Raw genomic sequence first — 22638 nt, 5'->3', positions numbered from 1 at the left:
TATATCTAATAAAATAAAACCTTAAGATAGGAACTATGAGTTATTTACGATTTGAAAAAGCCGTGATGACGAACCTGGAGGAGAGTCTGCGCCGTGAATTGCTCCGCACCAACCGAGGTGGTGCGTATAGCGCGTCTACCCTTGTAGACTGCAATACGCGAAAGTACCACGGACTGCTGGTGGTCCCTGTGCCTGAGATTGACGATGAGAACCATGTGCTCTTGTCGTCGCTTGATTGTACGGTGGTGCAGCATGGAGCGGAATTCAACCTGGGTCTCCACAAGTATCAAGGCAACAACTTCAGTCCTAAGGGACACAAGTACATTCGTGAGTTTGATGCCAGTCTTATTCCTACCACTGTTTATCGTGTGGGTGGTGTGATACTGAAACGTGAGACGATTTTCCAGGCTTACGAGGACCGTATACTGATCCGCTATACGCTGGAAGATGCTCATTCTGCTACCACCCTGCGTTTCCGTCCGTTCCTGGCATTCAGAAGTGTACGTCAGTTTACCCATGAGAACTCAGTGGCAAGCCGTGATTATCAGTTGATTGACAACGGTATCAAGACATGTATGTACAAGGGCTATCCCGATTTGTTCATGCAGTTCAATAAGAAAAATGAGTTTATCTTCCAGCCCGACTGGTATCGTGGCATAGAATATCCGAAGGAGCAGGAGCGTGGCTATGCTTCTAATGAGGATCTTTATGTACCTGGTTATTTCGAGGTGCCTATCAAGAAGGGTGAGACCATTGTCTTCGCAGCTTCTACGTCGCAGGTGAAATCTAGTTCTCTGAAGAGTATGTTCCAGAAAGAACTGGATTTGCGTGTGCCGCGTGATAATTTCTATCACTGTCTGGTAACGGCTGCCCATCAGTTCCATAACCGTGAGGCTGATGATACCCGATATCTGTTGGCCGGCTATCCATGGTTCAAATGTCGTGCTCGTGACACATTTATCTCGCTTCCGGGATTGACATTGGCTATTGACGAGCAGGACTATTTCGAACTGGTGATGAACACTGCAGAGCGTGGCTTGCGTGAATTTATGGAAGGCAAGCCTTTGACGGTGAAAATTTACGAGATGGACCAGCCTGACGTCCCCTTATGGGCTGTATGGGCCATACAGCAATATGCCCGCTATGCAGGGCGCGACAAAGCCTTTGAGAAGTATGGCAAGTTATTGCAGGACATCATTATTTATATCAAGGACGACAAACATCCTAACCTTCGACTGGACGATAATGGCCTGCTCTATGCCAACGGTCGTGACAAAGCCATCACATGGATGAACTCTAAGGCCAACGGTAAGCCCGTTGTGCCTCGTTCTGGCTATATCGTAGAGTTTAATGCCCTATGGTATAATGCTGTGAAGTTCTGCGCATCGATGGCTGCAGAGAAAGGTGATGTCAAAGGTGCAGGGGTGCTAGAGGAATTGGCTGCTAAGACGAAAAAATCGTTTGTTGACACATTTGTCAATGAGTATGGCTATCTGCTGGATTATGTAGACGGAAATATGATGGACTGGAGTGTTCGTCCGAATCAGATCTTTGCGGTGGCCTTGGACTACTCACCCCTGAATCAGCAGCAGATGAAGAGCGTGGTAGATATCTGTACACGTGAATTGCTCACACCAAAGGGCTTGCGCTCACTGTCGCCTAAGAGTGGCGGTTATAACCCCATGTATGTTGGTCCGCAGACACAGCGTGACTATGCTTACCATCAGGGTACGGCATGGCCTTGGCTGGGTGGCTTCTATATGGAGGCTTGTCTGAAACTCTACAAACGTAGTCGCTTGTCGTTCATTGAGCGCCAGATGGTGGGCTATGAGGATGAGATGGATTATCATGCTATTGGGACTATTTCGGAACTGTTCGACGGTAACCCGCCATTCCATGGACGTGGTGCTATGTCGTTTGCGATGAACGTCGCCGAGATTCTGCGTACCATGAAGTTGCTTGAAAAGTATTCATATCAAAAATAAGGAGGACCGACGATGAAAGTATTAATGTTTGGATGGGAGTATCCTCCTCATGTATTTGGTGGCTTGGCTACCGCCAACTATGGTATCTCTGAAGGTTTGAAGGCTCAAGGCGATATAGAGACTGTGCTCTGTCTGCCTCGTCCCTTTGGTGATGAGAGTCAGCATGCCTGCCGTATTGTAGCCATGAACGCAGTGCCTATTGCCTGGCGCGATGTGAACTATGACTATGTGAAACAGCGTGTGGGTAATATCATGTCTCCAGAATACTATTATAAGTGCCGGGAGCATATCTATGCCGACTTCAACTATATGCATGTGAACGACCTCGGTTGTATGGAGTTTGCCGGTGGCTATCCTGGTAATTTGCACGAGGAAATCAATAACTATTCTATCATTGCGGGCGTCGTGGCGCGTACGGAGGACTTTGATATTATCCATGCACACGACTGGCTGACTTTTCCTGCAGGCATACATGCTAAACAGGTGAGTGGCAAACCGTTATGTATTCATGTTCATGCTACTGACTTTGACCGTAGTCGCGGAAAAGTGAATCCCACAGTTTACTCTATTGAGAAGAATGGAATGGATAATGCTGACTGTATCATGTGTGTGTCGGAGCTGACTCGTCAGACGGTTATCAATCAGTATCATCAGGATCCCCGTAAGTGCTTTACGGTGCACAATGCGGTATATCCCCTGCCTCAAGAATATCAAGATATACCACGTCCTGACCATACTGGTAAGGAGAAGGTGGTGACCTTCCTTGGACGTATCACGATGCAGAAAGGTCCAGAATATTTTGTTGAGGCTGCCAATATGGTGCTTCATCGCACACGCAATGTGCGTTTCTGCATGGCCGGTTCTGGTGATATGATGGATCAGATGATATATCTCGCTGCCGAACGTGGTATTGCAGACCGTTTCCATTTCCCTGGTTTCATGCGTGGCAAACAGGTATATGAATGCCTGAAGGATTCCGATGTATATGTGATGCCATCAGTATCAGAACCGTTTGGTATCTCACCCTTAGAAGCCATGCAGTGTGGTACGCCTTCTATTATCTCTAAGCAGTCGGGCTGTGCTGAAATCCTGGACAACTGTATCAAGGTGGACTATTGGGATGTACATGCTTTGGCTGATGCTATCTATAGTATCTGTGTGAACGACTCGCTGTTCAACTACCTCAAGGAAGAAGGAAAGAAAGAGGTTGACCAGATTACATGGGAGAAAGTAGGGCGTTGGATACGCACCCTCTACAGAAGAACCTTAGGATGGGAAGAGTAACATTAAACATTAAAGATTAAACATTAAACAATTATGAAGACGATTTGTTTATATTTCGAGATACATCAGATTATCCATCTGAAGAGATATCGTTTCTTTGATATCGGCACCGATCATTATTATTATGATGACTATGAGAACGAACGTAGCATCTGCGACATAGCAGAGCGTTCGTATATGCCAGCACTCAACACCCTGCTGCAGATGATAAAGGAGAACGGAAATTACTTCAAGGTAGCCTTCTCTCTTTCTGGTACAGGTATTGAACAGTTGGAATATCATGCTCCTCAGGTTATTGAAAAACTTCAGGAACTCAATGAGACAGGTTGTGTGGAGTTCCTGGCAGAGCCCTATAGTCATGGTCTTTCTTCATTGGCTAATCCAGAGGCTTTTGCCCGTGATATGAAGAAACAGTGTGCTAAGATGGAGGAGTACTTTGGCAAGAAACCTACTGTGGCACGTAACTCTTCTCTGATTTATAGTGATGACATCGGTGCACAGATTGCTGCTTTGGGCTTCAAGGGTATGCTTACAGAAGGTGCTAAGCACGTGCTTGGCTGGAAGAGTCCTCACTATGTATACAACTGTAACATGGCTCCCAGTCTGAAACTATTGCTTCGTGATGTAGAGTTGTCAGACGATATCTCATTGCGTTTCAATAACGCAGAGTGGGAGGGCTATCCTCTGTTTGCCGATGCTTATATTGATCGTATTGCCCGTCTGCCGGAGGAAGAGCAGATTATCAATATCTTCATGGAACTCTCTGCATTGGGTATTGCACAGCCACTCAGTTCTAATATCCTCGATTTCCTGCATGCTCTGCCTGTATGTGCTAAGCAGAAGGGTATCACCTTCTCTACACCTACTGAGATTTGTATGAAGACAAAGAGTGTGGGGGCTATCAATGTACCTGATACGTTGTCGTGGGTTGACGAGGAGCGCGACTGCTCATGCTGGTTGGGTAATGCCATGCAGCGTGAGGCCTTTAATAAACTGTATTCTGTTGCAGATCGTCTGTTGATAGCCAACGATCCACGCATCAACCAGGACTGGGATTACCTGCAGGCTTCAAATAACTTCCGCTTTATGACCACCAAGCCTTCTAATGTAGGTCTTGACCGTGGTATCTACAGCGGCCCGTTTGATGCTTTCACTAACTACATGAATATCCTGGGCGACTTCATAAACAGAGTGAACGCTCTCTATCCCGAGGAGATTGATAATGAGCAGCTCAACTCACTGCTGACCACTATCAAGAATCAGGGTGACGAGATTGAGATGAAGGATATGGAGATTGAACGCCTGAAAACCAAATTGGCAAAACTCCAGCCTGCTGAGGCTGAGAAGCCCAAGAAGGCAGCACCAGCTAAGAAGGTAGCACCAGCTAAGAAGGCAGCTGACAAGAAAGCTGCTCCCGCTAAGAAGGCAGCCCCCAAGAAAAAGGCTGAACCAAAGAAAGAATAATCCGATAGAGATTGAATAAAGAAAGAACCGTCCTATTGCTTCATGCGATAGGGCGGTTCTTTATATTTAAGTTGACTTTTAATTTTTCTATGTTGATTTCTGCTGTTTCTAAGTTGAAAACAATAGGAATCTAAGTCGGAAACGCTAATTGAGTATGTATTTCTTTCCTTTTGAAATATAGATTCCCTTCTTTTGTTGGGAATCACTTACCTTTCGACCCAGCAGGTCATAACAGTTATTTTCCTGATGCTCCGGAGTCATCAATTCCTGGATGCCTGTTGTCTGGTCAACATGAAGGGTGATGTAATAGCAGGCCTGTCCGTTTCCTTTAGGTGTGAACGTCAGTTTATTGCTGACGGGCTGGCTCAGCGTGATGGTATGCGTGGCTTTGCTGGGGGTGGCATCTCTTGCAGGAAACACATAATCGTTTTCCCCGTATTCAGTGCCTGCCAGTTCGCCTAAGTAACCTGTCTGACCATCAGAGTTGCAGTAGCCAAGAATTGTCACCTTGTTGATAGATAACCCTTCGGGCATAGTGATAGTATATTGTTTGGAACTGCTTAGTTTGATAGTGCCGGAAGTTCCAAAGGCAGGCTGACTGGTGCTGCTGAAACTGCTAAGTTTAAATCCGTCAACGAATGAACCGTCACCATTAGACGTCATCTGGCAGATGTTATAACTGGCGGAAATGGGTTCTTTGCCTATTTCAATAATGCTCCCCATGGGGGTGCCTCCTTCATTTTGCTGTTCGGTAATATCGGCAACCAGAGCGTTCAGATATACCTCCACGTTGGTATAACCGCTAGCATCGAGCGCGCTGCCATCAGATGCTTTCTTTGGATCCAGTCCGTGAGCAGTCTCCCATTCATCTGGCATACCATCACCATCGGTATCAGTCAGGGCTGTTTCGCTATTCAACTCAGGCCAAGCGCTCCATGTACTACTGGCACCAGTGGGCTTGTTGTCCTCTTGTGAGTTGACAAAGCCTGCAGCATTGCCAGAACCGGTATGTGAGGCTCTTCCCAGACGAGTATCACTTACCATCATCTCATCAAACGAATCGCGGTGCAAACTGGCTCCGGCATACTGTAATACTTTCTCGTAGGCATCAGCGGCAGAGTGCGTTGTCGTGGTGATAAAATAGATGGGTTCTGACAGCTTGATACTGTCCTTAGTGGCTTGTGTCCATGTGCCATCACAATCGCTGGCGTTCACTTGGTTTATCACACCGACAGTCCAGTTGCTGCTAGTCACATCACTATACATTGAGTTGACATTCCCCGTTACATAGTAGTGGCCCCATAGATGCAGGGCAGGTGCATAGTCAGGGTAGGTGGCTATATATGAGTTGGTGCGAATACCGATGCCGGCAATACGTTTCCCTTTATTGTCTGTGGGCGAACCTGGTCCTGGCTTATAGTAGTTGTTCACAATGTTGACATTCATACCCTCACCTCCATAGCAGCCGTTGCCACCGAAATTATAGATGACGTTATTGCGCATATCCATTCGCTCGTCTAACTGGGTGGTAGGACGTGGGCCAAGACGTGGGGTACGACTGCCATGATGTGCCAGCAGGTTGTGATGGAACGAAGCACCACTGCCTCCCCAGTTGCCACCATAGCCATGATTACCTTTGGAGTGACCGGCAGCTACCAGACTCTGGGCCACGAGACACCATTGTACTGTCGTGTTTTTATTGCCAAGAACCGACAGACACTCATCGATGGACCAGCTTACAGAGCAGTGGTCTATCATCCAGTTCATCTGGTCGAATCCGCCAAAGCCATCCCATCCGTCAGCACCATCCTTTTTCACGTTCTTGTTGCCCAGACGGAAGCGCATATAGCGTACAATGACATTATTGCCATGAATGCTGCAAGGATAGTCTGCAATGCAGATACCGTCGCCAGGGGCAGTCTGACCAGCAATAGTAACGTTGCTGGGAATCGACAGTTCTGACTCCAGATGAATGGTACCACTAATGTCGAAGACGATAATCTTTGGCTTTCCAGGATTTTGTGCCAATGACCAGCGTAGCGACTGATAGCCACTGTCTTTCAGGTTTTTGACGTGATAGACCGTACCACCACGTCCACCTGTGACATAGCGTCCGAATCCTTCTGCGCCAGGAAAGGCAGGTAGTTTTTCTTGAGCTGTCATTGTGGTAGCACATAAGAGCATGGCTCCAGATAGCATGAATTGTTTCAATTTCATAATGATTGTTAGTAGATATTTTTTATTTTCTCTGCAAAGATACTATTTTTCTCTGATTCAGCCGATAGAATGAATAGATTATCTGATAATCTTTCGGCATTGTTTGGTACCATCGGCATTATTTTCGGTAATTATGAAGATGCCATGTCGTGGTTGGGCGATGCGTTGTCCTTTCAGATTATGATATCTGAGATAGTTAACCGGTGCATCGGTCGTCGGGTGACAGATGCCTGTAGAATGGTTCAGGAAGGGGTAGTACTCGTCCACACCTTCTATGGCATCAGTGTTGCCAGCCTTCATAATATCTTCTACCAAGGCATTTAGATAGACCTCCAGATTGGGGTACCATTTCTTTTCAGAATCCAGGGTATAGGTCTTACCATCGGCTGCACTGTTGGGATTTAGTCCGTGGGCAGTTTCCCACTCATCAGGCATGCCATCGCCATCAGTATCGAAACCAGCGGGGCGTGAGCCTGTGGGGAAATCATTCTCGGTATAGCCCTCCACATCAGCCACTCGGTCAATGCGACCTTTCTTGCCTGTAACTGAACCGGTATAGGTAGCGGTGCCGTTTTCTGCTTCTTCCATATAACGGGCATCAACGACATCGCGGTCGAGGGATGCTCCACCATAGGCTAATACCTTCTGAAAGGCCGTCTGGGCTGTATGTGTTGTTACAAGACCTGAAGGCGCAGGAGATTCCATCCTGATTCTGACGCAGTCTGTACCATTGATTTGTTCGTAGGTTACGTCAGAGCCGTAATAGTGATTAGGATCTTTTGTATAGTATTCACCATTTTTGCTTGGTATCCCATTATCGTAGATGATGCGGCTCCAGTCGTTGCCAGTTTCATTATTCATCTGGTTACCGTCAATATAATAACGGCTGGTCATATCCCAGAAAGTCTGGTCATTGCCTGCGTTGCCACTACCGGCAAGAGACACGTTAGTAATATAGTTAGTAGAAGCTGCTGGCCCTGTTTTATAGTAATTGTTGATTACATTAATCTGGCCACCACCAGGTCCTCCATAACAGCCATTTCCACAGTTGTAAATTACACAGTTGCGGAAGTCTACATTTTCTGCCTGTAGGGTGTTGTTCCATTGGTAAGTGCTATAGAGCTTGTTGCTGGTATAGCCCGACCAATTATAGCGTGCGCCATTAAAGCGCGGTGAGCGATTGTTGACGTGACATATCAGGTTGTGATGGAAGGAGGCCAGTTTGCCGCCCCAGATACCTCCATAGCCATGTGCTCCTTTATCGTGTCCTGCATTGTTGAGGCTTTCGCCGATAGTACACCACTGCATGGTGAAATTATTGTTGTCGTAGAAAGATGCTACTTCATCTATTGACCATGAGAAAGAGCAGTGATCTAGTATGATGTTGGTCTTCTGTCGTGTCCAAGTGGCGTCAGCACCATCGTTTACGTTTTTCTCTTCACCTCTGCGGAAGCGAATGAAACGGATAATGATTTCATTGCCATTTGGCGTTACAGTATAATAGCGAAGCGTGATGCCAGGGTAGGGTGCTGTCTGTCCGGCAATGGTTGTATTAGCTGGTATCTTGAGGTCGCTGGTCAGTGGGATAACACCACCTACATCAAAAACGATGGTCTTGGCATTGGAGCCACCTTTCTTCAGACAGTAGCGAAGGGAACCAGATGTTCCACTACCGTCTTTTTCATTGTCAGACAGGGTAGTGACATGATAGACTGTTCCTTTGCGTCCACCAACAACGTAGCGTCCATGCCCTTCTGCACCTGGAAAGGCAGGTATATTATCCTCTGCCATTATTGTTGCAGATGACAGGATGAGAAGTGTGAGTAATGATAAGTAATAGAATAGATATCTTTTCATTTGTATAGTGATAGTTGCTTGTCGCGTCTGTTTTTGTTAAAAGAGACACGTCGCTCCATTTACTGAAGCGCGTGTCTCTTGAGATTTGAACTTAATCAAGTTCGGTGTCTTTCTTACTTGAAGATTTTCTTACCATCCTTTACGATGATACCCTTGAAGTTGCTTGTAACCTTCTGACCTGCCAGGTTGAAGATAGCACTCTTAGCAACCTCGTTCTTTACGGTAGAAATGCCAGTTTTGTCAACCTCGACAGGAGTAATCTCGATAGAAGAAATCAAGATGTTGCCAGTGCCTGAATATTTCTGGAAGGTGTAAGTACCTGCGTGTAGACCGAAAGTGATAACGTTTGCCTCAGAATGCAGTTTCAGGTCGGCTGCTACACCACCATCTGCATCCAGATGACAATAATTAGTACCACTTACGTTTACGTAGCAGCTGCGATCAGGTGTGCAACCATTTACAAGCTTGTCTGCTGCGGCATCTTCAGCTTCAAGATTCTTGCAAGAGTTCTTTGTGCAGACAACCTTCACGTCAACAGAGTCACCTTCGGCCACCTGGAAGGTGATGTTGGTGTTGCTCATCTGGATGTAAATCTCCTGGCCTTCGGGAACCTGATACTGAGCCTTCTCATCTTTCAGTACACTGAAGGTAAGGTTCTTTACAAAGAAATCTTTCTTGTCGGCGCTGATGGCACCACCTTCAACCTTGTAAACAGGACCCGTAGTAGATGTAGCTGTAGCTTCCTCGTCAATAACTGCTGTACCAGTAGTAACGACGATAGTCTTTTTCTCCTTGATAGGATCCAGCACGTAAACATCCTTAGTGGTGCTCTTGGTGGTGAACTCAGCATAGTCACCGTTGATAATCTTAGAGTAAGCTGTTACAGTAGCAGACTCCTCCAAAGTGATTGAACTGGTCTCCTCCTCATTGTCACCATTAATCAGCACGAAGTTCTTAGCGCCCTCGTAAGGAGAGGTGATTGTAACCTGTGCACCATTAGCCTCGATGGTAGGAGCGTCAAACAGGAAGTTTACATTTGCTTCGTTGTCGGCGTTATCGCAAATACAACCTGCATCGGGAGTTCCTGTTCCTGCGATGTCATAGAAAGCCTGGAACTTTACAGTCATATCCTTGTAGCACTTGATAGGAGACTGGTAAATTGGGCTTGCTGCAGTTGGAGCGGTGCCATCTGTGGTGTATGTCACGATGGTGGGGATACCGATTTCAGTACCCTCCATGGTGTAGTCATTAGCCTTACAGGTAACTTCACGGAACCAGAGACCTCCTTCGTAGGTCTGCTCACCAACCTTTACCGTAGGAGTGCCAGGAGCCTCGTTAGCCTCAATGATGATGTAACTAACAAACATATCGCCATTATTGTCGCCAACGTAGACAAGACCATCGTCAGTGGCAGTCCATTCCATTCTTCTGACGTTTACGGCAGGTTTGCCCTCTTCGCCAGAACATCTTTCAGATCTTACACCGTCTGCATATTTTTCAGTCAGAGCTGCATCCTTTGCAAAAACAGGATATCGGTCATCTTTGTTGTTGTCCTGATAGAAAATAATAACTTTTGATTTTGCAGTTACCTTCATGGCAATCACATCTTGAGTTTTCTTTAGTCGAAGAAAATTCAGATGCTTACCATACTCACCATACTTATTGGCAATTGCCTCTGTAACGAGTACACCATCTGCAACAGAAAGATCAACGGAACCTTTGTTAGTTGCTGTAGAACCACCTGTTACATCTAGGAAATGACCGTCACCAAAAAGGGCTCCCTTGCCAGGACGTGCACCAAGATCTTCACATACCAGCACATAACTGTGTTTCAGTACAGCCAAGTCGTCAACATTAGCGGCGTTGGCAACACCCGCAAAGCCCATGAGGGCTAAAGCTAAAGTAAAAAATTTTTTCATAATAGAAATTGTTAGTTAAATAATAATGTTAAATAGTTATTGTCTTTTTATTTCCTCCCCTGTATACCATTGATACAGGAGAGGGCGTTGTATAGAGATTACTCTTTTACGAGGTAGGTCTGGGCAGGTGAGTCACCATAGTGAACCAAGGTGATGATTTCTTTCTTACCTTTCACCACGACACCAATGAAGATGGCTTTCTTTGTCACCTTTCCGTTGCTGACGTTGCGCTGCAGAATCTGAAGATTACCAGTCTTGGAACTATAGGTGTATTCGTAATAGGGCAACTTGGCGGTGTTTGATTCATCATTCCATGTGCCTTCAGTGACACCCTGACTCATCTTTACAGCAACAGAGTCGGACGATACAAAGTCGAGGCTTTCTACAAAACCTTGAATCTCCTTACCATAGGCATTTTTCTTCAATCCTTCGCCACGTACCCATTTGGTACTTTCCAGCGACTCAGGATGAGAAATCGTTGTGGTGTCTGTATAGCCGACAATCCATGAGGGGTTGTCTGTGTTGCTATCTTCATACTCGTTAGCCTCTGAGCATGCTGTCATGCCGAAACCAGCCAGTAGGGTAGCGACTGCTATTATCGATATTCTGAATTTCTTCATAATGTCTTTTCTTTAGTGTTTGTTATTTACTTCCTCCAACGAGCAGCACCTACGTTGTTTGTGAAGATGTCGTTGTTCTTGTCTTTGAAGAACAGGTTCACGTTGTAGGCTGTTGTTGCTGTTCCGTCCAGTGCGTCTGCACGGTGCATGTGCTGATCTTCTGCTGTAGCTGCAACATGAGGAGGACATGGACTGATGAGTAAGTCTGTTGCAGATATGTTGGCAACAGATACCTGTAGCGATCCGTTCAGTGTTGCTTTATTCAGAGTTACTAAGTTACCGAAGCCATCCTTCTGGTTGTCGAAGGCACGTGAACTGAAGATAGAACCATTGGTTAGATCGTTATTCGTTGACCAGTTGTTGTGGAAATTCAGCGTGATATGTCCTGCAGAGCCGTCAGCACCTGTCTCCGTATCGGGAACGTAAGCACCATATTGCTCCAGTTTGCGCTGGTCACCTGCCTGTTTGCAGAGAATGATGAGGTTGTTCTCTACATTAAATACAGAACCATTAGGTATGCGTGTCAGTTTGAAGATGGCACCGTCACCACGTGTGTTGTAGTTCACCAGGGTGTTATTAGAGAATGTGATATTCCATTTTGGATTGTCCACATACTTATATTCTTCTGCCAGCTGCTGTTTGATGAAGGCAGGGAAAGGACAGTCATAGAAGGTGTTTTCGATAGCCTTGAAGTCTGCCAGCATATTGGTCTTGCCATTGTTGCCAGCACCGTCAATCCAGCAGTAGCCACCAGCACCATTGCTGTAGTATCCGCAGTCGAAGAACAGGTTGTTCTTGATAAGCACATGGTTCCAAAGTTTGTAGTTAGGACCTTGCTCACGCACAAAACCACGAACAATACGCTTGAAGGTACAGTTCTCCATGACAAGCGAATCGAGGGTGATAGCCATACCATCGCTAAACATGTTGAAGAAATAGTTACCCGTTGCTGTTCCTATGCCTGCTTTCTGGTCACCATAGTTGAAACACTCAGGATTGTCGAAGTCGATATCATAGAAAGCTAGTTTCTTCATGTATATCTCACCACCTTCACCAGCTTCAGGTGAACGGCCAAAGGTGAACATAGAGTATGGACAACCATCCCACTGACGACCTTCCTTGGCCTGTGTGAAGATATCAGAACTTTCACCTATGCCACAGATGACACGGGCACGTAAGCCCTTGGCAACATCTTCAGGATTGGTCCTCAATACAAAACCTTTACATGTGATGTCGTTACCATCTAAATAGTATGTCTTACCACCTTCCAGCAAGAATGTCTGACCTTCTGCATAGTTGGTGTTCGAGATAAAGTCATGGAGAGTTGGTGATATAGGAGCTGCATTATATTTATCGGCTTTCGGTCCATATACGTCAGCACGTTTAGCATCGCGATCTGGAATCGCCATGTCGGCAGCCTGTGCCATCAGTTCACTATGTGAAAGCAGGATAGGTTCACCGGGCTGACCATCAGAACGGGCGGTACAGGTGTTGTACTTAGCATCAATGTCTACAGGAACGCGTGGATCTATTACATCGATGACATATACAGAGTTGGCTGTCAGACCATCTACCACGACATATCCGCGGGCGCGGTCCTCATCAGTAATCTTGTATTTCTTCCATTTCTCGCCAACGGTAGAGTTGGGATTGTTGGGAGAAGGTGTCACGGTGAGGTATTCATAACCGAGGTTACCATTTTCATCAATGTTGAAGTTCTCGTAGTAAGCCTGCAACTTATCCTTGTCGTCATCATCGTTCAGGTTCAAGCCCAACTGACTGATGTTGGTATTGAAGTAAACGTGCATGTCGTTTTCGGTAGTCTCGGCCTGATTCACATAGATTGCCATTGGGGTGGGGTAACGGTCATCAGTAGTGATGCCCAGATACTCCTGCCACTGGCGTCCGTTGCCATGGCCGAACCAGTTGGATGCGTGAGCAAAGGTCGTCTCGTCACCCTTGATGTTGCGGTCTTTCTTTGACAATGCGCGGATAGCAAATCTATAGTTGGTAGAATATTGCAGATCTTTCAGCAGCAAGTCGAGTTGCTTTGGTCCTACAATCGTATCGAGCAGCAGGTCGCTGGTACCTTGTACCTTTTGCCATGCCTCAGCACCACCACTGACCTTGATCTGCAGTCCCATTTGAATCTGGTAGCCTGCGCAGTCGTCAACACCGTACCAATAAAGATGGATTGTGTTGCCATGTGGATAGGCTCCGTCAAGTCCGCAGTTGTAAGGATAAGAGGTTCCTTTTCCACGGGTATTGTCGGTGATGAACATGGTCATAAACTCCCTGTCGGTATTAGTCGAAGATCCGTTGTTATCGTCATCCTTACATCCCACGAAGGTGATGGAGGAAGCGGCAACGAAAAGGAGCATGATTTGATTCAATATCTTTTTCATAATCTTTTGTTCTAGGTGTTATTAATAACCATAGTAGTTTTTATAGGCACCGGCAGAGCGCTGAATAACCTGGTTAGGATAGGGGAGAATATAGCGTACGGCTGGAAGTGTGCTCATATCTGCAGGGATAGCGTCAAACTGCTCTTGAACGCCGTCGCGTATAATCCATAAAGCATTATTCTCGTCCGCACGGATATAGCCGTAGTAACTATACTTACACTGGTTGTTGGGTTGTGCTGTCGCATCGTTATACCAGTTGTAGAACTTGGCGTTGCTCCATCCTGCAGCAGAGAATCCAAATGCTGTAATCTGACCTGTTGTCGGCTGACTGAGCGGTGCGTAGGCATTATACAGACGCAGGCTGGGCAGCGACTGGTTAGGATAGCTCAGGTTGATGTCGAATGGTGTCGTTGTATCAACAGTGTATCCGTACATCTGGTTGCTGTATAGACGATGGAAGAGCATCTTCTGATTGTCGGTACCCTCGCTTGTATAATACTTATGATAGTACACTGTCAGCGGTGTTCGGTTGATATAGCTTGCATTGGCAGGCTGCTCGTCGTGCTCTGTGATAGCATCTTCAAAGCCTGAGTTGTGTGCCATACCTGCAGCATAGTAACGCAGGAAGCTATATACCAACTCCTCTGAATACTTATTTGTTCTGACGAGGTCGCGCCAACGAGAGTTTTCACCGGCAAACTCCCACTTACGCTCATCGAGCACAGCCTTCTGGAAGGCTTCCTTTGAAGTCTGAGCAGTAGCAATGAAGGTAGGATCACCGTCGTCAAATGCACGGCTGTGAACCTTTGTCAGACATTCAACAGCCTTGGTATCTGAAGGTCCACCATCCAGCTCGTTAGCAGCTTCTGCATACATCAACAGTACATCCGCATAACGCATATAAGGATAATTGATACCTGTAGAACCTGTAGAACCGTTTCCCAGTGCAGAACCTTCTGCTGTCCAAAGTTTAGACCACTTGTTGTTAAACACTGCATAGTCGTTAAAGATGACGATAGAGTCAACCTGATTGTTGTTCTCGTCCATACGGTAGGTGTAATACCACAATCCGTTTACAAACTCACGACGCTTGTCGCCAGTTCTGAACAGGAAGCGGTAGAAAGCGTGCAGACGGGCGCTTCCTTTACATTCGCCCCAGACACCAGTTGTCTGGTTCTCGTATGAGTCGTATTTCGGACCATGGATATAACCAGTATTACCGGTAGATTCTTTCGTAAAGGGAATCTCAAAGATGGGGTCGTCATCGTTGACCACCTGATAATTGCACTCGTTGACGAAAACATTCTGATATTCGGCTTTCAAATCATGTGTACCAGCGCTAATTACTGAGTCAGCATAATCGCGAGCTATCTTGTAATAGTCAGTATAGTTGTCCGGACGCTTCATCGTACCATAGCTCTTTGCATTATTCTTGTCCGGGCGCAAGGAGTAACCACCAGCTGTCAGAGCAATACGGGCAATCATTGCCTGAGCAAACTCCTTAGAGCAGTGCTCCACGGTGACGCTCTTTGTGCTTGACATGTAAGGTGCGATAGCTTTCAAATCTTTGATGAGCGTGTCTTGCACCTCCTGACGGTCGGTGACGGGGAATACGTAATTAGAACGGTCGCGTGCTGGCGTAAAGGTGAAAGGTACGTCGCCAAACATAACTACAAGGTCGTGATAAATCATGGCTCTGAGACACTTGGCCTCGCCAATCCATTGTGCAACCTGTGCATCTTGTTCCCATTCTGGATCGTTGTCTGTATTCTGATAGAACTTAGAGCCCTCTGCAGAAGCAATAAACTTATTGCAGTATTCAATCAGACTATAGGCAGCTGTCCAGAATTTCTGAATATCGCCACCCTGTTCATCACAGTCGAAACGTGCGTATGTGCTGTGTGAGTGTGCACCGCTGGAGGTGATTGTCACATCAACATCACTATTCAGATTGAACGTGAGCTGATAGGCATTGCCATACAAATCGCCAACAAGGGCCTGGGCATACACACCGTTAAGTGCACGTTCTATCTCTGACTTCTGACTGAAGACAAAGTCTGGCGTATATGCAGATGGTGCCTCCACATCTAGAAAGTCATTGCATGAACCCAATGTCAGTGCAGCAACTCCTGCTATAATGATATTCTTGATTTTCATATCTGTTTCTTAATTAGAAGGTGATGTTTGTACCAAATACGAAGCTGCGGCTACGTGGATAGCGGTTGTAATCCATTCCGCAAGTCAGACCAGTCTGGATATCCACCTCAGGATCATAACCGGAATACTTGGTGATGATAAACAGGTTGGATGTAGAGACATAGAAGCGTGCTTTCGAGATGCCCCATTTCTGGGTGATGTTCTTTGGCAACGTGTATCCAATCGTAATATCATTACAGCGCAGGAATGAACCATCCTCAATAAAGTATGAGTGTGTCAGTTTGGTGGTGACGTCAGTGGGGTTCCACAGACCACGGTTCTGATTGCCACGCTTGTAGATGCTTACAGGGTCTGTCAGATAATATGCCTTATAAAGGATATCACCCTTGGTGCCTGTGATGCTACCGTCGATATCGTTATACTGCCAACCATCGCTAAACTTGGAAAGAACATTAAAGAAACTGTTCTTGTTGCCCTCTGATGATGATAGGGTATAAGCTGTTGCATTGTTTACATCGAAATCGAGCATATAGGTGAAGTTAGCGGTAAAGTCGAAGTCTTTCCACTGACCACTCAGACCGAAACCACCTTGGAATTTAGGATTGGTATTGCCAATGACGGTACGGTCGTTCTCAGTGATACGTCCGTCACCATCCAGATCCTTGAACTTAATCTTACCGGGTAGGGTAGCGATACCTGAGTTTGAATCACCTGATACGTCGTTGATAACGGTAATATAACCATCCTCGCGAGGTGCACAGTTGTTGCTTGTTCCATTGTCGGCTGCGCTAGAGCCCCAAGGAATAGCCTGATAGTTGTTCTGTGGGTCAAAATAGAACTCATCGAACTGGTAGATGCCGTCATACACGAATCCGTAGATCAGACCAACCTCATCGCCCACGCGCAAGCAGTAGTCGTTATAACTGGACTTCCAACGGTCATTCTGGTCCCATACCACCTTGTCGGTACCATTCAACTTGTCAATCTTCATCTTGTTGTGACCAAAGGTGAGGTTGGCACTCAGCACATAGTCCTTTCCTTGCAGAATGTCACCGCTGATAGAGAGTTCGATACCCTTATTGGTTACCTGACCGATGTTCTGCATCTGGTTGGTGTAGCCAATGGGAACCAAATCTGATCGGTAAAGCAAATCGCGCGTGGTGTTCCAATAGAATTCCGGTGTGATGGTCAAACGACCATTGAACAGTGAGATATCTGCAGCCAGGTTGCGGGTAATCGTTGTTTCCCACTTAATTTTGTGATTGTAGAACTGTGCACCGCTGTTGTTGCCATAATATTGTTCGCCAAGTGATGCTACTTCGCCGAAACCAGGACCACCTGATGAGTTTATGGCATAGAGTTCACGATAGAGGTCAGAATTAATGCGGTTGTTACCTGCCAGACCATAGGCAGCACGCAACTTCAATTGGCTAATCCATCTGATATCTTTCATGAAAGGCTCCTCGGAAACAACCCATGCTCCAGAGATTGAGGGGAAGTAGCCCCATTGGTAGCCAGGTGCGAACTTCGTAGAACTATCGGCACGCATCGTTGCAGAAATCAGATACTTGTGGTTGAAATTGTAGCTAATCTGTCCGAAGAAAGATGCCGTGCGGTCGGGTGTTGATAGTGATGACGAAACATCATAGGGGGTACCGAAGCCCATGTTGTCCCAAGCCTCACGAGCCGTGAATGCTACGGGGAACAAGTGGTTTGTTGTTGAGTTCGTGCGAGTCTGTGTCTCATAAATCTCCTGACCGAGTAAGAACGACAGATTGTGGACGTCCTGTAGGGTGAGGCTGTAAGAAGCTGTATTAGTCCATACATAATTCAGTCGCTTGGTATTGGCGATAGTGGCCAATGGCTGTGAGTTATGGATGGTCTTCTTTCCCTCGGATGTATATGCGCCATAGAAACGGCTCTGGTCTGTCCATTGCAAACCAATGGTTGCTTCTGAGCGCAGACTCAGATCCTTGATGGGTTTCCAGTTCAGTGCTACACTGTTTGTATAAGTATAGGCGTGTTTGATGAGCTGGTTGATAGCAATATCACTCTTTGGGTTGGTGTAGGTAAACATCTCCTCTTCTGCAGGGTCTGCATATGTGGGGTCAATGTAACCATACTCGCGGAAACCGTTTGTAGGACGATACTTCAGCACGTCGATAATACCACCTGTACCAATATTGTTACCACCAGCACCCTGGTCACGACGGAAGGTGAACTTGGGGTTGAACTGAATAGAGAAATTCTTGGTAACTTTCACGTCGGTCTTGAAATTGATGTTTGTACGACGTACGCCTGAGCCCATGATAATACCTTTGTCCTCACTCTGGGTCAGTGACAGGTTGAATTTTACACTCTCAGAACCACCACCAATCGTCACGTTGGTAGAGTAGTTGACAGGGGTCTCACCCATCACCTCGTCCTGCCAGTCATGTGATGGCAGACTTGAATACATGTCTAGGTCGTATGGGTTACCGAAGTTGGCACGGAAGAATTTTCCGTTGGTAGAGCGTGTGCCGTTACAGGAGTGCCACTGATATTGATAGTTGGCAAACTGTTGAGCATTCATCAAATCGAGCTTCTTGGATAGATGACTAATTTTCAGGTTTCCGTTGAAAGACACCTGCACCTTACCTTCTTTTGCCGACTTGGTGGTCACGATGACAACACCATTACCACCTTTGGCACCATAGATGGCTGTCAAAGAGGCATCCTTCAATACGTCGATTGAGGCAATGTCTGTGGGTGGAATATCATTGATGTTGGGCACTTGGAAACCATCGACAATATACAAGGGCTCGTTTGACTGGGTCACAGAGGTACCTCCACGAACGCGGATGTTAACATCTGCGCCAGGCTGACCATCGACTGTGGTAACCTGTACACCGGAAATCTTTCCTTGCAAGGCTACTGCTGCCGAAGTTACGGGTACTGCCTCCAGTTTCTTACCTGAGATAGAACCCACAGAACCGGTTAGGTCTTTACGAGCCTTACTGGTATATCCAACGACTACCACTTCTTCCATCAGATTGTTGTCGTCCTCGAGGACAACTTTCATGTTCAGACCAGCTGCTAATTCTGCGGGCTTGGTTCCGATGTATGAAATGATTACGGTCTTACCCTTTTTAAGGTTAAGGGTGAAATTTCCGTCAAAATCGGTCACCACGGCGTTCTGGGGATTACCTTTTTCCACTACGGTAGCACCGATGACGGTTTCGCCAGTTTGGTCGAAGACTTGTCCTTTTGCTGTTGTCTGTGCCATAAGCTCGGGGGGAGCTAGCACGTAAAACGCTGCCAAAAGACATAGTTTGCACAATAATTTCATTGCGTCCTTCATACTTTGCTTTTGTTTGTTAAATTGTTAATGTTAATAGTACTTTTTTGTTCGTTTTAGTTGGATCTAGGTTTCCTGATACCTTAATCGGTGCAAAGATAAACAAATTTTTTAATAATAAGCAAATTATTTATAAAAAAAATCGGAGACCCTTGAAAAAAGTGCCTCCGATGTATAATTGATACAATAAAAAGGACTATTTTATCATAATCTTTTTGCCATTGATGATATACAATCCCTTTTCAGGCTTCTGTACACGCATACCTTGCATATTGTAGATTACATTATATGTGTTGGTTGCTGTCTGTACATTATTAACGCTTGACAAGGTGCCTGCAACAGGACCCTCTGGGCCAAATCCACCACGCATGTTGGCAGTGCGGATAGTGAGCGCGTCTTTTGATGGGTCAATGGTGATGTCGTTGAATACACCGTTGGCAGAGATGGCAACAAATTCGCCATTCTTGAACAAGGCGCAAGCTATCATACCATTGTCTGTCATATCGAATGTCACTGTATTGTCCTCATACTTGGCATGTGCTGGAGCATCCAACTGACGTGCATCTCTCTGTGCATTGGCAGCCCAGTCTCCTAATACATTCTCGATAGAGTATGTCTGCAGTGCGCTTGCATCCAGAATGGTGTTCAGTTTGGTGTTCTGTTTTGTGAAGGTCACCTCGTTCTTGGCCGGAGTAATATCCTGACCATTAGCGTTCATGGTTCCATATTCACCGGCAATGCTGTAGTCACAGTTCAGACCACTGAGGTTCCAACGTGTGGCGGCAAGTTTAGCACCACCGTCGAGTAGGGTAGTGTTCAGATAAATACATACAGGATTGTCGCTCCAAGCACGTCCGAAGTTGTAGGTGCCAGCATTATTCTCAACTATACAATTGTTGAATACGTAGAGTTCTGAATTAGCCGTGATAGTTGCACTATTGCGCACTTCATTGACCAGTTTTACTTTGTTGAAGTAGACCTTACCATTACCGCAGAGATAGTCAACTGTTCCGTGTAGTTCTCCACCTTCCCAGTAATACAATCCACCAACTTTATTAGAGTAGTAGGTATCCTGATGTGAGAGCAGGATGACGTTCTTACAGATAGTCTTGGTGCCAGTGTCATGTAGAGAGGCGGCACGTCCGTCGTTACCACCATAGCTCAGATCGTTCTTCAGTGATAAATCCTGCATATAGAGACCTTCACCGGTGTTCTTCAGCAGATCTGCCTTGTCAAGACCTTCCATGGCTACAGGAGGATGGTTGACGATAATGGTCTTCTCTGCGCTTTGTCCGATGAGTGAGATGTTCTTTCCACTGATGATGGTCTTCATAGTTTCGCCTAAGTCATAAGTTCCGTCTGGCAAGAAGATCTTAACGTTCTCAATACCTTTTGCCATCTCGATAGCATCAAGCAGGCTGCTTGCATCACCTTGCTTTACGATAATCCATTCACCCTGTTTTGTGAAGTTGGGCTCGCTTGTGTTAAATACGGTGATGTCGTGAATATAAGCTCCACCATTGAGTGTCAGTGTCAGTGTTCCACTTTCGCCTTCATAGTCGATTGAACCGGCACCGCCATCATTATCAACCTTTGTGTTGATACTTACGCCGTTGCTGGCTTCGATTGTAGCGCTGGCAGGTGAATATTGGCAAAGAGAGAAATTAATGGTAGCCTTCGGACCTACAAGTAATTCAATCTTGTCGCCAGGTTTGAATTCCCATCCGTGTTGTTTGTCGTGCCATTTTCCCTGACCAATGCTATTGAAGCCTTCGTGGTCTTCGTCAAAGAAATTCGGGTCAGTCAGGTCATACACGTACTTACGACTGAGACTAGCGACTTCCATCTCAGTCTGAATAGCGTATAGCTTAGTATCGGCTGTAATAACATCGTCAGTGGTGAACTTCGCACCTAGATAGTTCTGCTTGAACCAACCACGAGCTTTGTAACCATTTTTTGTTGCTTCTACATCGGCAATGCTATAGGCAAATTCTCCGATGGTGCCATCTTCTTCGACCGTCTGTGTCTTTAAAATGGTGTTACCGTCTACATCAATATAGCTCAAGGTATAGTCGGGCTTTTGGATGATATTGAGCACATAGTTCATCTGTGTCTCTCCTGCAGTCATAGGAATGGTTACTTTGCAGGTTGTCTCTGTGCCTTCGTAAGTGATAGTACCCACCTCGCCATTTGCTGCTGTAACATCAGTCAACTTGTTCTCAGCACTTACCATAGCCTCTTTCTTAGAGAGTTTTAATGTTGCTTCATACTGCTCGCCAAATACGTCTTCTACGGCATATTCTTTGTCGTTAATCTTGAATGAAGTCAAAATTGGTACGTCTTTCTCTGTGCCAGAGAGTGTTCCTTCAATAATGATTTCAGAGAAACCTACATGTTTGCCATTATCAAGACTGTAAAGATTTATCTGTAGTCCGCAAGCACCATCACCTGCCTTTGCTCCAGTGATGTCAAAACTAAACTCACTCACATTAGGAGTCTCGTTGTCTCGCGCAGGCTGTTTGTCTGTTGCCAACGATACCAAAGTGCCGTCAGAATTTTTCCAGGCGATGTCGAGCTTACCTCCGTTAGTTCCATAGCGTGTCGTCTTAAATGATACTTTCTTGGCTGTAAACATTAGTCCGGGTTTCGGCGTGGTAATGAAGTTGATGGCATTTCCATCATTAGCTTTGCTATCTTTTGCTACAGGATTGAACCACGTCTGGTTCAGATTCTTATTGTCTTTGCCTTCCAATACAAGACCATCTCCATGGGTAATTTTGCTAGAAAGAAAATAATCTGCATTCGAGTATGTTGCTGTTTGTCCCTCTGTACCATTGTTAAATGCGAAGTGTGCCGAGGCTGCCTCATTGTCTAGTGTTACCTTTTCTTTCTTGTCTTCATTTTGTGTGACACTTATGGAAATCAGGTATTGTCCTTTGTTCACAATCTCTACGTAGCCTTTTTTCACGTCGCTAATGGTTGCGTTGATGGTTGTAGTGGCATCGGTAGCGTCAATACCAGCGATGGCGTAGGCAAAATAGCCTGGGTATCCTACTACGGTTACAATATCTTTAGTACCTTGCACTGGCACCTTGAATACAACGGGACTACCTGTCTGAATAGAGTTGCCGTTGTTGCGGATGGTCTGTCCGTTGGCTTCAATCGTGAGTAGCAGGCCATTGTCTTCAATAGCCTTGATTTGTCCAGTCTCAGTACTACCTGATAGTGCTACAGCGGCAGCCACTACGTTGGAATTCGTGAAATCCCAGGTTGCTGTTAGGGGAAACTCTGCATGGGCCACTCCACAGATGATGAGAAGTAAACTCATCAGAGAATAACGTAATAGTTTGTTCATGTTGTTTTTTAGTTAATTGACTGAACTTTCGCAAGTGA

Annotated in this window: 11 protein-coding genes; 3 read left to right on the top strand and 8 right to left on the bottom strand. The window is 45.9% G+C overall.

Annotation, left to right across the window (positions count from 1 at the left end; genetic code table 11):
- Positions 1-35 precede the first annotated feature (35 nt).
- Genes L6466_RS09265 through L6466_RS09255 form a run of 3 tightly spaced genes read left to right on the top strand, consistent with a single transcriptional unit; the run spans position 36 to position 4733 of the window.
- On the top strand, positions 36-1985 hold the full coding sequence (locus L6466_RS09265; protein ID WP_237795849.1) for a glycogen debranching enzyme N-terminal domain-containing protein: 1950 nt from the start codon (positions 36-38) through the stop codon (positions 1983-1985).
- Between the two features lie 12 nt (positions 1986-1997).
- The gene (locus tag L6466_RS09260) at positions 1998-3269 is read left to right on the top strand and encodes a glycosyltransferase family 4 protein (protein WP_237803095.1); all 1272 of its coding nucleotides are present in this window, start codon (positions 1998-2000) and stop codon (positions 3267-3269) included.
- Positions 3270-3302: 33 nt separating this feature from the next.
- Complete coding sequence (locus tag L6466_RS09255) at positions 3303-4733, top strand: glycoside hydrolase family 57 protein (protein ID WP_237803096.1); 1431 nt, start codon at positions 3303-3305, stop codon at positions 4731-4733.
- Between the two features lie 144 nt (positions 4734-4877).
- Here L6466_RS09255 and L6466_RS09250 read toward each other — a convergent pair whose 3' ends face one another.
- From L6466_RS09250 to L6466_RS09215, 8 genes are all read right to left on the bottom strand, one after another.
- Positions 4878-6950 carry a pectate lyase gene (locus L6466_RS09250; protein WP_237803097.1) on the bottom strand — a complete coding sequence of 691 codons (2073 nt, stop codon included), beginning with the start codon at positions 6948-6950 and terminating at the stop codon, positions 4878-4880.
- A gap of 78 nt (positions 6951-7028) precedes the next feature.
- Entirely contained in the window at positions 7029-8807 is a 1779-nt protein-coding gene (locus L6466_RS09245) for a pectate lyase (protein WP_431356494.1), read from the bottom strand.
- 113 nt (positions 8808-8920) lie between these two features.
- A complete protein-coding gene (locus L6466_RS09240; RefSeq protein WP_237803098.1) occupies positions 8921-10726 on the bottom strand; it encodes a chitobiase/beta-hexosaminidase C-terminal domain-containing protein in 1806 nt (601 codons plus the stop codon).
- Between the two features lie 98 nt (positions 10727-10824).
- A complete protein-coding gene (locus tag L6466_RS09235) occupies positions 10825-11346 on the bottom strand; it encodes a hypothetical protein (RefSeq protein ID WP_143005721.1) in 522 nt (173 codons plus the stop codon).
- 26 nt (positions 11347-11372) lie between these two features.
- Positions 11373-13751: a hypothetical protein gene (locus L6466_RS09230; protein WP_237795859.1), complete on the bottom strand. Its 2379-nt coding sequence runs from the start codon at positions 13749-13751 to the stop codon at positions 11373-11375.
- A 21-nt stretch (positions 13752-13772) separates the two neighbouring features.
- Positions 13773-15908: a RagB/SusD family nutrient uptake outer membrane protein gene (locus L6466_RS09225; protein ID WP_237795861.1), complete on the bottom strand. Its 2136-nt coding sequence runs from the start codon at positions 15906-15908 to the stop codon at positions 13773-13775.
- Positions 15909-15921: 13 nt separating this feature from the next.
- Positions 15922-19248, bottom strand: a complete 3327-nt coding sequence (locus L6466_RS09220) for a SusC/RagA family TonB-linked outer membrane protein (protein ID WP_237803100.1) — start codon at positions 19246-19248, stop codon at positions 15922-15924.
- A gap of 193 nt (positions 19249-19441) precedes the next feature.
- On the bottom strand, positions 19442-22600 hold the full coding sequence (locus L6466_RS09215; RefSeq protein ID WP_237803102.1) for a pectinesterase family protein: 3159 nt from the start codon (positions 22598-22600) through the stop codon (positions 19442-19444).
- Positions 22601-22638 lie beyond the last annotated feature (38 nt).

This window comes from Prevotella communis (assembly GCF_022024175.1).
Lineage (GTDB): Bacteria > Bacteroidota > Bacteroidia > Bacteroidales > Bacteroidaceae > Prevotella > Prevotella communis.
Note: the sequence above shows the minus strand (reverse complement) of the source record. Positions and strands in the feature narration are given on the sequence as shown.

Bases quoted from the DNA above. Each gene is read 5' to 3' on its own strand.
- L6466_RS09265 (WP_237795849.1), top strand. From the start codon at position 36: ATGAGTTATTTACGATTTGAAAAAGCCGTGATGACGAACCTGGAGGAG.
- L6466_RS09260 (WP_237803095.1), top strand. From the start codon at position 1,998: ATGAAAGTATTAATGTTTGGATGGGAGTATCCTCCTCATGTATTTGGT.
- L6466_RS09255 (WP_237803096.1), top strand. From the start codon at position 3,303: ATGAAGACGATTTGTTTATATTTCGAGATACATCAGATTATCCATCTG.
- L6466_RS09250 (WP_237803097.1), bottom strand. From the start codon at position 6,950: ATGAAATTGAAACAATTCATGCTATCTGGAGCCATGCTCTTATGTGCT.
- L6466_RS09245 (WP_431356494.1), bottom strand. From the start codon at position 8,807: ATGAAAAGATATCTATTCTATTACTTATCATTACTCACACTTCTCATC.
- L6466_RS09240 (WP_237803098.1), bottom strand. From the start codon at position 10,726: ATGAAAAAATTTTTTACTTTAGCTTTAGCCCTCATGGGCTTTGCGGGT.
- L6466_RS09235 (WP_143005721.1), bottom strand. From the start codon at position 11,346: ATGAAGAAATTCAGAATATCGATAATAGCAGTCGCTACCCTACTGGCT.
- L6466_RS09230 (WP_237795859.1), bottom strand. From the start codon at position 13,751: ATGAAAAAGATATTGAATCAAATCATGCTCCTTTTCGTTGCCGCTTCC.
- L6466_RS09225 (WP_237795861.1), bottom strand. From the start codon at position 15,908: ATGAAAATCAAGAATATCATTATAGCAGGAGTTGCTGCACTGACATTG.
- L6466_RS09220 (WP_237803100.1), bottom strand. From the start codon at position 19,248: ATGAAGGACGCAATGAAATTATTGTGCAAACTATGTCTTTTGGCAGCG.
- L6466_RS09215 (WP_237803102.1), bottom strand. From the start codon at position 22,600: ATGAACAAACTATTACGTTATTCTCTGATGAGTTTACTTCTCATCATC.